General features: G+C 55.6%; 13 protein-coding genes. All 13 read right to left on the reverse strand.

Features of this window, described 5'->3' with window-relative positions; genetic code table 11:
* Positions 1-3 precede the first annotated feature (3 nt).
* A complete protein-coding gene (locus tag E0E37_RS03680) occupies positions 4-948 on the reverse strand; it encodes a glycyl-radical enzyme activating protein (protein ID WP_130861614.1) in 945 nt (314 codons plus the stop codon).
* Between the two features lie 19 nt (positions 949-967).
* Positions 968-3,325: a glycyl radical protein gene (locus tag E0E37_RS03685; protein ID WP_165445190.1), complete on the reverse strand. Its 2,358-nt coding sequence runs from the start codon at positions 3,323-3,325 to the stop codon at positions 968-970.
* Positions 3,326-3,679: 354 nt separating this feature from the next.
* A complete protein-coding gene (locus E0E37_RS03690) occupies positions 3,680-5,233 on the reverse strand; it encodes an acyl CoA:acetate/3-ketoacid CoA transferase (RefSeq protein WP_130861648.1) in 1,554 nt (517 codons plus the stop codon).
* Positions 5,234-5,352: 119 nt separating this feature from the next.
* Positions 5,353-6,138 (reverse strand): enoyl-CoA hydratase-related protein, encoded by a 786-nt coding sequence (locus tag E0E37_RS03695; protein WP_130861616.1) that lies wholly within the window; start codon positions 6,136-6,138, stop codon positions 5,353-5,355.
* A 119-nt stretch (positions 6,139-6,257) separates the two neighbouring features.
* Positions 6,258-7,412, reverse strand: a complete 1,155-nt coding sequence (locus tag E0E37_RS03700; RefSeq protein ID WP_130861617.1) for an iron-containing alcohol dehydrogenase — start codon at positions 7,410-7,412, stop codon at positions 6,258-6,260.
* A 24-nt stretch (positions 7,413-7,436) separates the two neighbouring features.
* A complete protein-coding gene (locus tag E0E37_RS03705; RefSeq protein WP_165445191.1) occupies positions 7,437-8,477 on the reverse strand; it encodes a zinc-dependent alcohol dehydrogenase in 1,041 nt (346 codons plus the stop codon).
* Positions 8,455-8,949, reverse strand: a complete 495-nt coding sequence (locus E0E37_RS03710) for a VOC family protein (RefSeq protein WP_130861619.1) — start codon at positions 8,947-8,949, stop codon at positions 8,455-8,457. The genes E0E37_RS03705 and E0E37_RS03710 overlap by 23 nt, the downstream gene beginning before the upstream one ends.
* A gap of 34 nt (positions 8,950-8,983) precedes the next feature.
* Positions 8,984-10,312 carry a TRAP transporter large permease gene (locus E0E37_RS03715; protein WP_130861620.1) on the reverse strand — a complete coding sequence of 443 codons (1,329 nt, stop codon included), beginning with the start codon at positions 10,310-10,312 and terminating at the stop codon, positions 8,984-8,986.
* A complete protein-coding gene (locus tag E0E37_RS03720; RefSeq protein WP_165445192.1) occupies positions 10,312-10,851 on the reverse strand; it encodes a TRAP transporter small permease subunit in 540 nt (179 codons plus the stop codon). Before E0E37_RS03720 ends, E0E37_RS03715 begins: the two co-directional genes overlap by 1 nt.
* Before the next feature lie 99 nt (positions 10,852-10,950).
* Complete coding sequence (locus E0E37_RS03725; protein ID WP_130861622.1) at positions 10,951-12,081, reverse strand: TRAP transporter substrate-binding protein; 1,131 nt, start codon at positions 12,079-12,081, stop codon at positions 10,951-10,953.
* Between the two features lie 92 nt (positions 12,082-12,173).
* Positions 12,174-12,920 (reverse strand): SDR family NAD(P)-dependent oxidoreductase, encoded by a 747-nt coding sequence (locus tag E0E37_RS03730; protein WP_130861623.1) that lies wholly within the window; start codon positions 12,918-12,920, stop codon positions 12,174-12,176.
* A gap of 113 nt (positions 12,921-13,033) precedes the next feature.
* Positions 13,034-14,407 (reverse strand): dihydrolipoyl dehydrogenase, encoded by a 1,374-nt coding sequence (gene lpdA / locus E0E37_RS03735; protein ID WP_130861624.1) that lies wholly within the window; start codon positions 14,405-14,407, stop codon positions 13,034-13,036.
* Between the two features lie 13 nt (positions 14,408-14,420).
* Positions 14,421-15,132: dihydrolipoamide acetyltransferase family protein (locus E0E37_RS03740; protein WP_130861625.1), on the reverse strand; the 712-nt coding region annotated here is incomplete at its 5' end.

Below are 15,132 nucleotides of genomic sequence, written 5' to 3' on the forward strand. Positions count from 1 at the left end.
CGGTTATACGGACTCTTCCTCCGGCTCATCGTCGTTTCCCATGATCATAACATCCAGCCCATGGCTGCGGAACAAGTTCCGCACTTCCTCCAGATATTCGTCGGGAGGCGTCTCGAACTCCTCTGCAGCCCCGCCCATACTTCTGGTCTTTGAGGTCCCCAGCGAATGATACGGCAGAAGATTCACCTTCTTCAAGCCCAGTTCTCCCATAAATCTGCAGGTCAGTTCCAGATCGTCCATCTGATCGTTGATATTGTGGATCAGCGGCATTCGGATGATTATTTTGTGTCTGATGTCGCCGTCTGCCGCCAAAGCTCGTAGATTATTGTGAATGACTTCAGTCCCAACGCCGGTGAGCCGGCGATGTTTCTCGTCGATCATCGTCTTGATATCGAACAGCACCACCTGCGCCTCTCTGCAAAGGCGGAGCAAATCTTCCCTGTCAGCAAAGCCGCAGGTGTCGATAGCCACCGCAAGACCGTTCTTCCGGCACTCCTGCATCACCGTGTAAGCATAGTCGGCCTGCGCCAGCACTTCGCCGCCGCTGAAAGTGACGCCGCCGTCGGTTTTATTGTAGAAGTCCCGGTCGCGGCCCAGCAGTTTGACCAGCTGGCTCAATTCACGCTTCTCCCCCGCGGTTCGAAGCGCCTCGGAGCAGCACGCGGACGCGCATTTCCCACAGCGGAGACATTTCCCCCTGTCTATGGCAATCCCCTCCTCTGTCGCGGAGATCGCCTTCTGTGGGCAGACTCTGACGCACATGCCGCAGCGGATACACCGCTTTGGGGAATACAGGATCTCGAACTCACTGCTGATGAGTTCCGGGTTATGACACCATCTGCACTTCAGCGGACACCCTTTAAAGAAAAGCGTCGTCCTGATACCCGGCCCATCCTCCGTGGAAAACCGCTGGATCCCTCCCAACAATCCTTCCGTCACATTGTCCATTTTGTCCCTCCCATCCGGATCAGCAGTCGTGCGCGGTTCTGGCTATGATATTATCTTGCACCTCTTTATCCAGCTCTGTAAAGTACGCCAGATAGCCTGCCACTCTCACCAGCAGATCCCGGTAATCCTCCGGATGTTTCTGTGCGGCCTTCAACGTCTCATCAGATACCACGTTGATCTGGATGTGTTCTCCGAAATGATCGAAATAAGTTTTGATGACGCTGCCGATTACCTGGCGCCCTTTTGCGCCAGCGATGGTCCGCGGGTCAAAACGCAGATTGAACAGCGCTCCGTCGTTTGTGTTGATCTGATCCAGCTTCGCTACGGAAAGTACGGTGGCCGTAGGACCGTTGACGTCTCTTCCCATTACCGGCGAACAATTGTCCGCCAGCGGAGTGTAGGCATATCTTCCGTCCGGCGTGGCGCCGATGCACTTGCCCTGTACGATGTTCAGAGACTGGGACTCGATGTCCAGCACGTACTTGCCGCCACGGGAATCCCTGTAATTCTCCAGATGCTCTCTGGCACATTTCACGATATCCGCTGCCATCCTATCCACGCTGTCGATGTCGTTGCCGTACTTGGGCGCCTTGTTGAGCAGCAGCTGACGGAGCGGCTCGCTGCCTTCAAAATTGTTGGTCAGAACGTCCAGCAGCTCCTGTTTAGAAATCACTTTTTCATCGAATACGAACTTTTTGATCGCCGCCATAGCGTCCGCCGTATTTCCCAGCCCGGTACCCAGGCAGCCTGACTCGTTGTACTTGGCTCCGCCCTGCTGAAGGGATCTGCCCTTTTCGATGCAGTTGCTCACCATAATGGACGAAAACGGCATGTTCTGACGTACCGCGTGCATAGAGGTCACGGCCGTGTAACCTGTCAGCATCAGGTGGTAGCAATATCTGAGCTGATCGTATACCGCTTCCGTGAATTCTTCCATGGTTTTAAAATCAGTAAATTTTCCCGTCTTCGGTCCGATCTGCCTGCCGGTCAGTGGATCCACGCCATCGTGCATGGCCAGTTCCAGGCACTTCAGGAAGTTTACATACCCCACCTGCGGCCTGCCGTCCGAATAGCCTGCCACGCAGGGCTGCACGCATCCGTAAATGCCCCAGTATCTGGCTTCCGGGATGGATGCGCCTTTGGACAGCATGATGGGTACCACCAGTTTATCGTTGAAGAACGCTGGCGTGGACAGACCTTTCTGGATCATGGAAACGCCCATATCGAACACATCCTGAGCCATTCCGTCGTGATACCTGAGGGATACGGCCGGCTGAGAGGTCTGAACATCGGCGTTGGCCTTCAGCACCAGGCGGGTCACCTCGTTGCACGCGTCCGTGCCGTCCGAATCCATTCCTCCGATCACGAGATTCTGCCATACCGGATACCCTGCGAATGCCTCGCTGTAAAAAGCGTCTCTCAGCTTAATGATATCGGTGAGCTTGATGAAGAAGCACTCCAGGATCTCAAGGGCTCTCTCCTCGGTAATTCTGCCCGCCTTCAGGTCTTCTACATAATACTTATTGGTATATCGGTCAAAGGGTCCGAAGGAATTCCCGTGTCCGTTATCCTCAATGCTCACGATCAGCTGTACAAACCAACAGTATTGAACCGCCTCAAAAAAGGTAACAGGGCCGTTCGCGGGGATATTCCTGCAGTTTTTTGCGATCTCAAGCAGTTCTTCTTTCCGCCTTGGATCGTCCTCCGCCTTCGCTTTTTCCTCAGCCAGATCCGCATAGCGGCCGGCAAACTGGATAGCCGCCTTTGCCGCGATGATGCAGGCGTTCCAGAAATCCACCTTTTCCTGATCTTCCCTGCAGGTTATCGCTGTCTTTCTGATATTCTCCTGACACTCCGCGATGGCTCTGTTGAGTCCACCGTCGAAGAGACGGGGATAATCCGCCAAAATATGGCCGGTGCAGCAATCCCTGGCGCCTACGGTGAAAGCTCCCGCCGCTTCCCCCGCCAGCGTTTCCGGCGGACAGACCCCGGCTGTCGCCTGATCGAAGGATTTGCCCTCCCATTTCTTCAGCACTGCTACCAGTTCATCCTGCTCCTCTTTTGTGATATACATTTTATCCACATTTCTGGTGGTAAACTCCTCGATCTGATCAATGATCCATTTTGCGGCGAACTCCGGATAAACCGGTGCGCACCGCTGTTTGTCCGTATGATTTCCCACGATCAGCTCGCCGTCCAGAATAAAGATGGTCATATTCTTCAGAATATGCTCCAATGCCTTGGCCTTCAAGAGAATATTAGGCTCAGCTCCATACTTTTCATATGCCTCCGTGACCAGTCTCGCCCTCTCCACACTGAACGTAGGCTTTGCAGCCGCCTGCTGTCTCTTCAACCTCTCAACTCTTGGTGTCATCATGGCTAAGTACCTCCTCAACCTCACTCGCTTGCCGCTCCACTGCTCATTGCAGTAGATCATGCATTTCAGAACGAAAGCTAACTTCTGACAATTCCATTATACTGGCGTGGGGGATGCGAAAAAAAGCGACGTTATGTAATACTTGTATGATGAAACGTCATAGCGGGCCTGAGGATATATAACTCCCGGGATCGGCCGCCTGAGAGGGAAACCGGCTGAGGGGGAGGCCGGCTCCGAAGCCTGATCGTTCAACAGAAAGGACGCCGCGGCGCAGTCAAATCAACTGCGCGCGGCGTCCTTTCTGTTCAGCATTATCCCGTTCCCTGTCTCCGATCCACGATCTCCACAGGCCGGTTATCCGCTCAGCCCCATCTTCTTTTCCATGAAAATCTCTCCCCACATTTCTCTCAGCTCTCCTTCTATTTTCGGCTGAAAGTCCATATGGGCCAGGATATCCCTTTCCAGATCGATCCCCGGCGCTATTTCCGTCAGATAGACTCCGTCCTCTTTCAGGGCGAATACCGCCCTCTCGGTAATATACATGACAGGCTGTCCGATCTGAGCGGCATACTTTCCGCTGAACGTGATCTGTTCCACGGCCTCCACGAATTTCCGCTGCTTACCCTCCTGCAGGATCCGAAGTTTCCCCTCTTCACAGGAGATCTTCAGCCCCCCCGCCGTAAAGGTTCCGCAGAAAAATACCTTTTTTGCATTCTGCGTAATATTGATGAAACCGCCGGCTCCCGCAATGCGGGGTCCGAACTTGCTTACATTGATATTACCGTTCCGGTCGGCCTCTGCAAGACCCAGAAAGGCCAGATCCACGCCTCCTCCGTCATAAAAATCAAACTGCACCGCCTGGTCCAGAATCGCCTCCGGGTTGACGCTGGCTCCAAACTGACTGCCTCCCATGGGCACTCCGCCTATAGGCCCCGCCTCGACGGTAAGGACCATATCGTCTTCCATCCCTTCCTCGCCGGCCACCTTGGCGATGTACTCCGGCGCTCCGATCCCCAGGTTCACTACGGCTCCCGGGACCAGTTCCATGGCGGCCCGCCGTCCGATGATTTTTTTTGCGGAAAGCGTATCGTATTGGATGGCGCTCAAAGGTTTGCGCAGTTCCCCCGTCAGCGACGGATCGAACGCATGCCCAAAGCACTGCTCGTGGTCCGCCGGCTCCGCGACCACCACCCCGTCCACGTAGATCCGCGGGATCTTGACCAACCGCGGGTCCAGCGTCCCCGCGCTGACGATCCGCTCCACCTGCACGATCACCTTGCCGCCGCAGTTGTGACAGGCCTGGGCGATGGCCGTGGCGTCCAGACTCCCGATCTCCCTCTCCACCGACACATTGCCCAGCTCGTCGGCATAACTGCCCCGGATGAACGCCATATCCACCGGAATATTCTTGTACAGCAGCCGTTCCTGCCCGGCGATCTCAATGACCTCCACCAGATCCTCCGTGGTGATCTCGTTCAGTTTTCCGCCGCTGATCCTGGGATCCACAAAGGTCTGCAGACCTACGTGGGTTATGGTCCCCGGCCTCTTCCCCGCGATATCCCGAAACATCTGCGAGATGGTCCCCTGCGGTAGATTGTAGCCCTCTATCTCGTTGTTGATCACCATGGTCCCCAGATTGGGAACCATGTTCCAATGCCCGCCGATCACCCGCTTCACCATGCCCCTGTGGGCGAAATGGTCCGCTCCGCTGCCGTCACGGTTTCCCTGGGCCGCCGCGTAGAACAACGTCAGTCCTTCCGGCTTTCCCGTTTCAAGAAACCGCTGTTCCAGCGCCTTCGACAACGCCTCCGGACAGCTGCTTCCCACGAAGCCCCCTGTCACCACCGTCTGCCCGTCCCTCACCAGTTCCGCCGCTTCCGCCGCCGTCATCACTCTGACCTTTTTCATTAAAGTCACCGTTCCTTCCTCATCGTCCTCCGCCCGCTGCTTTTCTGCTTTTCTGATCTTCTGGCAGAAGATATCATCCCGCCGGAAGCCATCCTCACACCAGTGCGCCGATCTGTTCCCTAGAAGAAATCGTGAAAAACTGCGGCCCTCTTTTCCAGAAACGCCGTCATCCCTTCTTTCTGATCGTCTGTGGCAAAGCACAGGGCAAACAGATCCGCCTCGTATTTGAACGCCGATTCCGTGTCCATGTTCATGCCGTCGTTGACCGCCGCCTTCGCCAGACTCACCCCGAACATGCCCTTGCTCATGATCTTTTTGGCCATGGCCTCGCACTCCGCCATCAGCGTGTCCGCCGGCGCCACCTTGTTGGCCAGACCGATCCGGTAGGCCTCCGTCGCGTCGATGGGTTCCGCCGTAAAGATCAGCTGTTTGGCCACTCCACGTCCAACGATCCGGGGCAGTCTCTGGGTCCCTCCGAAGCTGGGCAGGATCCCCAGATTGACCTCCGGCTGGCCGAACTTCGCCTTCTCCGAAGCTACCCGCAGGTCGCAGGCCATGGCCAGCTCGCATCCGCCGCCCAGAGCAAAGCCGTTCACCGCGGCGATCACCACCTGAGGAAGATGCTCGATGGCCGAAAAGACGGTCTGAGCCTTTCTGGAAAACTGCCGGGCCTCCGCCGGGCTCTGGTCTCTCATCTGGGCGATATCCGCTCCCGCCACAAAGGCCTTCTCTCCGCTGCCCGTGATGATCACCGCTTTCACATCCCTGCGGCCGCCAAGCTCCGCGGTCACTGTACCCAGCTCGTCCAGAGTGGCTCCGTTCAACGCGTTCAGCGCCTTCGGCCTGTTGATGGTGATGTATCCGATACCGTCCTTGACCTCAAATAAAAGATTCTCATACTCCATGGTTTGTCTCCTTTCCCGCGTTTGAAAGAAAGATCCGCGCTGCCAATGACTGCGCGGATCTGTTCCATCGGTTTTACCGGAAGATGCCGCCGCTGATGTTCAGCTTCTCTTTCTCTCCGCTACTTCCACAGCGCCTCATAGATCTCGGTGATGTCTTCCTTCGTGGGCTGACGCCTGGTGTTGGCCGGGCTGCCGCTGGCGATGGCGTCATCGGCCATCTTCGAGATATTTTGGAAGAAGTCTTCCTTGTCCACGCCGAATTCCGCCAGGGTCTGCACGTTTAAGCTGGCGCACAGATCACATACCGCGGAGATAAAGACCTGGGCTCCCTGCTGCACCGTCATGCCGTCCTCGTACAGTCCCGTCTCTCTGGCCAGTTCACAGAAGCGTTCCTCCGCTCCGGACACGGCAAACTTCAGGCACTCCGGCAGCAGCATGGCGTTGGACAGGCCGTGGGGCACGTGGTACAGCGCTCCGATGGGGCGGCTCATTCCGTGGACGATGGTCACCGATGAGTTATTGAAACTGATGCCCGCCTCCAGCGCAGCCAGCGCCATCTGCTCCCTTGCCTCCATATCGTCCCCTTTATCGTAAGCCCGCTTCAGGCTCCGAAAGATCCGTTTGACCGCGGAGACAGCGAAAGAATCCGCAAGAGGAAAGGCCTTCAGCGACGTGAACGCCTCCACCGCGTGACACAGGGCGTCGACGCCTGTGGCCGCCGTCACGGACTGCGGCGCCGTGGCCGTAAACACCGGATCGATGACGGCCAGAGACGGCAGCAGCGACGGCCCTTTCAACAGCATTTTCACATTGTTTTTCGTATCGGTAATGATCGTAAACTGCGTGGCCTCCGATCCGGTCCCCGCCGTGGTGGGAATAGCCGCCGTGGGCGGCAGCTTCTGGTCGATGCTCCTGCCCATATATTCGGCGATGTTCTTTCCTCCGCTGACCACGGCGCCGATGGCCTTCATGGAGTCGATGGGGCTTCCCCCTCCCAGTCCGATCAAAAAGTCACACCCATCGGCTTTATACTGCGCCGCTCCCTTTTCGATCATCTCGTCCGTAGGTTCCCCGCTGACGCCCGTGTAGACCGCATAGGCGACGCCCGCCTGTTCCAGCACGTCGGTCACCCGCTTCAGATTTCCCAGCTTTTCCATCATCTCGTCCGTGACGATAAGGGCCTTTTTCCCGAAGGTCTCCAAATAGGGTCCGCTCATCTCCAGCGCGCCCTCCCCGGAAAGGATCCTTCCCGGTACAGAAAACAGATTTGCCATGTTTAACATCCCTCCTTTGGGGGATCAGGGTTTCAGTAAAACCTTGACCCCTTCCTGCCGGTCCATAAGCTGAAACCCCGTTTCAAATTCTTCAAGCGCCAGCTCATGAGTCACGATTTTCTCCACATCCACAATATTTTTTTCAATCAGCTTCACGCTTTTTTCCCACACATCCCAGGTGTGGGAAAATGCGAAGTTGACTGTTGCTCCCATTAAATTTAAAGGATCAAGCGATCGGTCAAAGGGCTCCGGTCCAAAACCGATCTTATTGATCTCTCCCAGTGGCCGAACCAGCTGAATGGCGCTCCAGAAAGCAGCCCTGTTTCCGGCTCCGTCCACCACCAGATCAAATCCCCTGCCGTCCGTGTACCGCTTCTTGATCTCTTCCGGCGTATGGTCCGTCACATATGCAAAATCCCGGATACCGACTCCCTTTGCGATCTCAAAACGGCCCGCGTCGGCCGGAGTACCCAGAAGAACCACCTCTCCCGCTCCCATGGCCTTTGCCAGCGCTCCGGACAGCAGTCCCATACTTCCCGCTCCGATGATCGCCACAGTGTCTCCAGGTTTCAGGCAGGAGTGCTTGACAAGCGAATTGTAGACGATGCACAGCGGTTCTGTCAGCGCCGCTTTCCTCAGAGACGTCTCGCTGTTCAGCAGATGTACCGCGCGCCGGTCTGCTTTCACATATTCGGCGAACACGCCCGGCGCGCCCGCTCCAAGTCCTTTTCTCTCTTTACACAGGTTGAACATGCCCTGTCTGCAGTAATAACACTCACCGCAGAATCCAACGTGGGTTTCCGGCACAACGTGATCGCCCGCTTTCACGCCGGACACATTCCTCCCCACTGCGGCAACTATCCCCGAGCATTCGTGGCCCAGGATCAGCGGCACCTCCACCACAGGCGGGTAAGACATCGTCTGGCTGTGTATGTGGGGGTCTCCGCCGCAGATACCGGCGTAAGCCACCTTGATCAGCACTTCATCGTCGTTTATCTCCGGAACCGGTACCTCTCTTATTTCTGTGGCCCCCGGTATATTGTCATACTTGACTACTGCTCTCATCCATACATCTCCCATCCGTCCACTTCATCAGCTCCACTACATTTCCTTCCGGATCTTTTGCATAGACGATCGTAAGCGTCATATCCTTACTGGGATAATAGTGACGGAGCAATTCCCCGCAGGCGCTTCCGCCGGCCTTCCTCACCGCCTGATAAGCTTCCTCCACATCATCTACCTCAAAAGCTACATGGGCAAAGCCGTAGCCGTTGATCGCCAGAGGCCGCGTCCCCTCCGGAACGCTGTAAGTGAATATCTCAAAGGTTGGACCGTCATCGCCATAACCCGGAAGCGCGATATGTTCTCCCTGCACAGCTGCCCCCTTTACGCCGGTAACTCGTTCAAACCAGTCGCCGCTTAAATCCCGTTCCGGCGGTACCGGCACGCAGCCGAACACCTCCTGATAAAAAGCCGACAGCCTCCGCCAGTCCTTCGCATTGATATTTGTATGCCTGTACGCTGCTTTTACCGCCAATTGACGCTCCTCCTTCCTGAACTCATCTGTTTCTTTATATCGCCGCGGAAGAAAGTCCGGGCAGATACAGTACCACCTGCGGGATAAATACAGTCATTAATACGACTACGGAGATGATGATGATAAATGGGATGACGCCCCGGTATATGTGTCCCAGAGTCACGCCCTCAGGGGCGATCCCTCTGACATAGAAAAGGGCATACCCGAAGGGCGGCGTCATAAAGCATGTCTGCAGCAGAACCGCTGTGACCGCCACGATCCACAGCCGGTCAAATCCGAACATGTCCATGATGGGCAGGAAAATTGGAAATACAAGCATAACAATACCGATCCAATCGATAAACATGCCCAATATGAAGACAATGATCATCATCAGCGCAAAGGCGCCCCACTTGCCTAATCCCATTACCATCACGATATTCTCGACCAGTGTGTCTCCGTCCATGCCGATGAAAACGGCTGTAAACGCGTTGGCTCCGATCAGGATGACGAAACACATAGAAGTGGTCTTTGCCGTGTCGATCACCGCCGCCTTCAGCATTTTCAAGCTGAACTGACGATAGCAGACCGCCATGATCAGCGCCATGAGCGCTCCCATGGCCGAGGCCTCGGTAGGCGTAGCCACGCCGCCGAAAATACTGCCCAGCACAGCTATGATCAGCAGTAAGGGCGGAACCAGATTGATCAGACTGTTTTTTATTCTGGCCGCCATCGGCATCTTCGCGGCTTCCTCCGGGCTGAGTGCGGGACCGTACTCTGGATGGATGTGGCAAATAACCAGAACATATACCATATAACAGAAGGAGAGCAAAAGCCCCGGTACGATGGCGGCCAGAAACAGTTTTCCCACAGACAGCTGCGCGTAGGACCCCATAATGACCAGCATAATGCTGGGCGGGATCAGGATCCCCAGCGAACCGCCGCTGCAGATGCAGCCTACCGCCAACTCTTTCTGATAACCGTGTTTCAGCAATACGGGAAGACCCAGCATTCCCATGGTCACCACCGACGCGCCTACGATTCCTGTCGTCGCCGCGAATACTGTGGAGACCGCGATAACTGCTACCGCCAGCCCCCCCTTCAGCGATCCAAGGAGATAACGTATGGCGTCAAACAGACCCTCTGCAACATTGGAAGCTGTCAAGAAATTTGCCATCAGTACAAATAAGGGGATCGCAACCAGAGAATAATTATTCATTGTATCGTATATCCTGGTGACACAGACAGCAAATACCGCGTCGCCCCAGCCGATGGCTCCCGCGATGGTAGCCACGCCGCCAAGGATAAACGCCAGCGGATGCCCTGTCAGCAAGCCGACCAGAAGGCCTACAAACATCAAGATCAGGATTACATTTTCCACCATTACACCTCCCCTGTTTTAGCGGACGGTTTTGTTTTTTTATTTGTCATGAGATAGATCACCGACTTGAGGACTTCTGACAGCCCCTGGATCCATAAAAGAGCCAGAGATATCGGGATCACTGTCTTGATCGGGTAAACAGGCGGTCCCCACTGCGACCAGCTGTGTTCCTTCATGATCCAGGCCGTCTGAGTAAACTTGACAGCTGCCGGCAGCATCAAGGTTACAAAGGGAAAGAAAAATACCAGATACATGCAGATCGACAGGATTCGTTGATTTCGTTCCGACAAGCGGGCGGAAAACAGGTCTACCGCCACATGGCTCCCATGCAAAAGTCCGTATCCGGCCACCATCATAATTAAAAATCCATAAATAAAACACGTCGTCTCGTAAACCCATATTGTAGGCTGGTTAAACACCCTTCGGCTGAACACCTCAAACACAACGACTACCATAAGAACGATTACTGAATAAGCTGAAATACTTCCCGCCCATTCGTTGATCGTATCGATGATCTGTGTGATTTTTTTCAGAGCCTTCATCAAATCCTCTCCTTTTCCATTCAGGGGAGCGGACGGCGGGCGCGGACGCCCGCACATCGCTCCCCCTCCACGATATATCGTTTAGTCAGGAGCCGTCAGCTATTCCGGTATATTGGGATACTCCTTCAGGTTGATGCCGAAGCCCCAATCTCCCAGCGCTGTTCTGTAATTTTCCATCGTCTTCCTATAGTTCAGCATACTTTTGTATACGTGAGCGTAATCTTCGCTTTCCGCCGCCAGAGCTTCCGCCGATTCTAATGTGTATTGCTGCAGCGTGGCCATATCCTCGTCGGACAGTGTTGTCGTCTCAACTCCGGCATCCAGTATTCTCTGGGTTGCCTGTGCATCATTCCAGGTATACTTGGCCATGTATTCCACCATCGTCAATTTAGCCGCCTTCTCGATGGCATCTTTATAAGCGTCGGGAAGTTTATCGTAGGCAGCCTGATTGATCATGGCTCCATAGGCAGAAGCGGTCTGATGCCAGCCCGGCGTCAGCCAATATTTAGTAACTTCCTGAATTTTCATCACGTCGTCATTGTACGGGCCGCTGTACTCCGCCGCGTCGATCACGCCCCTCTGCAGGGACTCATATAACTCGTCCGCGGCGATGGTTACAGGAGTGATACCGATTTTCTCCGCTACCATACCCTGGATCTTACCGGCAAAACGTATCTTCAGGCCTTTAAAATCTGCCAGTGATTTGATCGGCACGTTGGAGCGAATGCCCGATTCCATGGGAGTCACCGCCGTGGGGAAGTAGACCATACCAAATTGGTTGAACATATAATTGTAGGCGTCTTCCAGACCGCCGCCCTCATAGATCCATACGTAATAATCCCAGTTTGTAAAATCGAACATGGTGGTGGCCAGCAGATCAAACCCCAGACTTTTTCCCGTCCAGTACGACGGCCAGTCGCCTCCGGCCTCTACTGTGCCTCCCTGAACCAGATCAAATACCTGATTCGCAGCGCCAAGCTGCCCTACGCCATAAGGCTTGATGGTAAAATTGCCGTCTGTGAGCTCTCCCACCAATTCGCAGAACCGCTGATCCACAGAAAAAAGAAATGTTCCATCCGCCCATGTGCTGGCCAGCTTCCAATTGACCTTTTCCCCGCCGCCTCCGCCGGTGCCGCCTCCCGTATCGCCGCCGCTTCCGCCGCCGCAGCCGGTCATGGCCGCCATAACAACAAGTATCATAATGAGGCTTAAAGCAATCTTTTTCTTCACAGCAAACCCTCCTCTTAATTCGGCGCAGTCCTTCAGCGCCGTTTTGCTAAAATCATTTCAGTTTTTACGCTTTATTCCTGTAGAAAACGGATTTATCCCATCCACGACCCGCCGTTGACCCGGATCCGCGCTCCCGTTATGTAATCGGAATCGGGGCCGGCGAGAAACAGCACCGCGCCTGCGATATCATCGGGTTTTCCTCCCCTCGAATAGGGGATCTGGGCCAGCAGGGCGTCCAGTTCTTCCTTTGGATAGGATGCGTGGATCCCCGTAAGTATGACTCCCGGGCAGACCGCGTTTACGTTGATTCCGTGTTTCGCCACGGATCGCGCCATAGACATGGTCAGTCCGTACACGCCGGCTTTAGCCGCAGAATAGGCCGGACTGGTCTGCGGCCGGCCCGTATCTCCAGCAATGGATGAAATGTTTACGATCTTTCCGCTTTTCTGCTGGATCATCGCGCCCAGCACCGCGCGGCAGCAGTAGAATGTCCCTGTCAGATTAATTCCGATCTCACGCTCCCAGATCTCGTCCGTCACGGACAGGAGATTCTCGTGAGCGGATACCACGCCCGCGTTGTTCACCAGGATGTCCAGCGTTTTTCTCCGCTCCAGGATCTCTGCCACCGCCTGTTCGACCTGACGGCGATCTGTAATGTTTACGGAGTAGGCTTCCGCCTGACCGCCCGCCTGACGGATCTCCGCCACGGCCTCTGCGCCGTCTCCTATGTCGAAAATGTTGACAAAGGCGCCTTCCTTCGCCAGCCGTCCGGCAATGGCTTTTCCAAGTCCCTGCGCGCCTCCTGTCACGATCGCTGTTTTTCCTTCGACCCTGCCCATTCCTATCACCTCTTTCTCATAAATACCTTTGCCACGTGTCTGACCTGATCTCCTTAGTCCTTCTCCCTCCTTTCGCCCATTCCCGGATCAACAGCTCCGGGCCGTCGTTTTCCCTATATATGGACCGCCCGGCCGTCCACGGCCAGACATGCCTCCTGCACTGCTTCCGACACAGTCGGATGGGGGTGTACCAGGGATGCCACTTCCTCCGCCGTGCACTCCAGCCCCATGGCCAGACACAGCTCCGCGATCATATCCGTAGCGTGGGCGCAATATAGATGCGCTCCCACGATCTCGCCATAGCGGGCTTCTGAAATAATCTTGATCAATCCGTCTTCCCGGCCCTCGATCTTGGATTTTCCGTTTGCCGCCATGGGAAACCGGCCGATCCGGATCCCGTCCGCTCCATATTTTGCAGCCGCCTGATCCTCAGTCAGCCCCACCGACGCGATCTCCGGATCCAGGTAGATTCCACTGGGGATCTTGCCATAGTCCATCTTCGCCTTGCCCCCGCAGATCTGTTCTACTGCAGTTTCCGCCTCCGCAAACGCCGTGTGGGCCAGCATGGAACGGCCGTTCACATCACCGACGGCGTATATGCCGGCCACATTGGTCTGCATGCTGTCATCCGTGAGAATGCTCCCCCGCGCGACGCGAACTCCGGCTGCTTCCAGATTCAGATCGGAAAGGTCCGCTTCCCTCCCAACGGCCATCAGCACAGCCTGACATCCCGCCTCGCTTCGGCCGCCGTCTTTGGCAAACACCACGCTGTGATCCGTAATTTTTTCAACTTTAGCTGAGGTGAAGATCTGGACGCCTTTCTTTTCAAGCTGTCTCGTCAGGATCTCGGTGATCTCCCGATCCACCATCGGCAGGATCCTGTCCAGAAATTCCACGATCCTTACAGTGATCCCCAAACCTGCAAGATAAGCCGCCATCTCCATTCCGATGACGCCGCCGCCGATCACCGCCATTTCTTTCGGGAACTCTTCCAGACTGAGTATCTCGGTACTGGTATAAACAGGCATGGCAGGCGAGACCTCGATGGGCAGGTTTTTGGATCTTGATCCGGAGGCGATGATGATCGTTTCCCCCTCCAGACTCTGATCGCCTGTTATTATCGTGTGCGCGTCAGCGAAGCGGGCGCTCCCCTCCACAACAGTAACTCGATTCTTTCTCAGGAGAGCTCCCACTCCGCCCACCAGCTGCTTCGTAACTTTTTTCTTTCTCTCCTGCAATTGATGCAGATCCAGACCGGCCGCGGACACGTCCACACCTTTTATTCCGAACTCCGCGCTGCGGCGGATCTCTTCCAACAATCCCACGCTCTTGAGCAGCACCTTGGTGGGAATACAGCCGACGTTCAAACAGGTTCCTCCCAGCGCTCCCTTTTCGATCAGGCACACGTTCTTCCCGCGCTGGGCTGCTTTGATGGCCGCTGTGTAGCCGCCGGGGCCGCCCCCGATCACTATGACGTCATAGCGCATATCCTTCCCTCCTCTACCCTAACAACTCATAGGGTTCTTCCAGCAGCTGCTTGATCCTTCTGAGAAATTGAGCAGCCTGCGCCCCGTCCACAGGGCGGTGATCGAAATTCACCGTCAGGTTCATCATGGGCCTGATCACCGGTACTCCAGCCTCCGGCACGATTCTGTCAACGACTTTTGCCACAGACAGAATCGCACTTTCCGGCTGATTTATAATAGAGGAGAAGAATGTTACATCATACATTCCCAGATTGGATACAGTAAAGGTGCCTCCCGAATACTCATCGGGCATCAATTCGCCGGCCCTGGCCCGCTGGGCCAGCCGTTTGCTTTCCGCCGCGATGCCGCCCAGACTCAGACAGTCCGCATCACGGATCACCGGGACCACCAGCCCTTCCTCAAGGGCCACCGCCATCCCCACGTGGACCCCGGATTTTTCTATGATCTCGTCTCCCTGAAACACGCTGTTGACCCTGGGGAACTCCCGCAGCGCCTCCGCGGCGCATCGGATCACGATATCGTTCAGAGAAAGTCTCACCCCGTACCGCTTTTCCACAAAGGGGAGAAGCCTCTGCCGCAGATCCACCGCCCTGCTCATATCCACTTCTGTGGTCAGGGCCACATGAGCGGCCGTCTCTATACTTTCTTTCATTTTCTGCGCGATCACGCGGCGCATCCCCGCCACCGGCACGCGGCGGTCCTCCGCCAGGCCGCCCGGCCTCCTG

The organism is Bacilliculturomica massiliensis, from assembly GCF_900605495.1.
Classification (GTDB): Bacteria; Bacillota; Clostridia; order Peptostreptococcales; family Anaerovoracaceae; genus Bacilliculturomica; species Bacilliculturomica massiliensis.

What these genes read in the sequence shown, in the direction of transcription:
- E0E37_RS03715 (WP_130861620.1), bottom strand. Translation starts at nt 10,312, where the DNA reads ATGGTGGAAAATGTAATCCTGATCTTGATGTTTGTAGGCCTTCTGGTC.
- E0E37_RS03680 (WP_130861614.1), bottom strand. Translation starts at nt 948, where the DNA reads ATGGACAATGTGACGGAAGGATTGTTGGGAGGGATCCAGCGGTTTTCC.
- lpdA (WP_130861624.1), bottom strand. Translation starts at nt 14,407, where the DNA reads ATGCGCTATGACGTCATAGTGATCGGGGGCGGCCCCGGCGGCTACACA.
- E0E37_RS03685 (WP_165445190.1), bottom strand. Translation starts at nt 3,325, where the DNA reads ATGATGACACCAAGAGTTGAGAGGTTGAAGAGACAGCAGGCGGCTGCA.
- E0E37_RS03720 (WP_165445192.1), bottom strand. Translation starts at nt 10,851, where the DNA reads ATGAAGGCTCTGAAAAAAATCACACAGATCATCGATACGATCAACGAA.
- E0E37_RS03690 (WP_130861648.1), bottom strand. Translation starts at nt 5,233, where the DNA reads ATGAAAAAGGTCAGAGTGATGACGGCGGCGGAAGCGGCGGAACTGGTG.
- E0E37_RS03705 (WP_165445191.1), bottom strand. Translation starts at nt 8,477, where the DNA reads ATGAGAGCAGTAGTCAAGTATGACAATATACCGGGGGCCACAGAAATA.
- E0E37_RS03695 (WP_130861616.1), bottom strand. Translation starts at nt 6,138, where the DNA reads ATGGAGTATGAGAATCTTTTATTTGAGGTCAAGGACGGTATCGGATAC.
- E0E37_RS03700 (WP_130861617.1), bottom strand. Translation starts at nt 7,412, where the DNA reads ATGGCAAATCTGTTTTCTGTACCGGGAAGGATCCTTTCCGGGGAGGGC.
- E0E37_RS03730 (WP_130861623.1), bottom strand. Translation starts at nt 12,920, where the DNA reads ATGGGCAGGGTCGAAGGAAAAACAGCGATCGTGACAGGAGGCGCGCAG.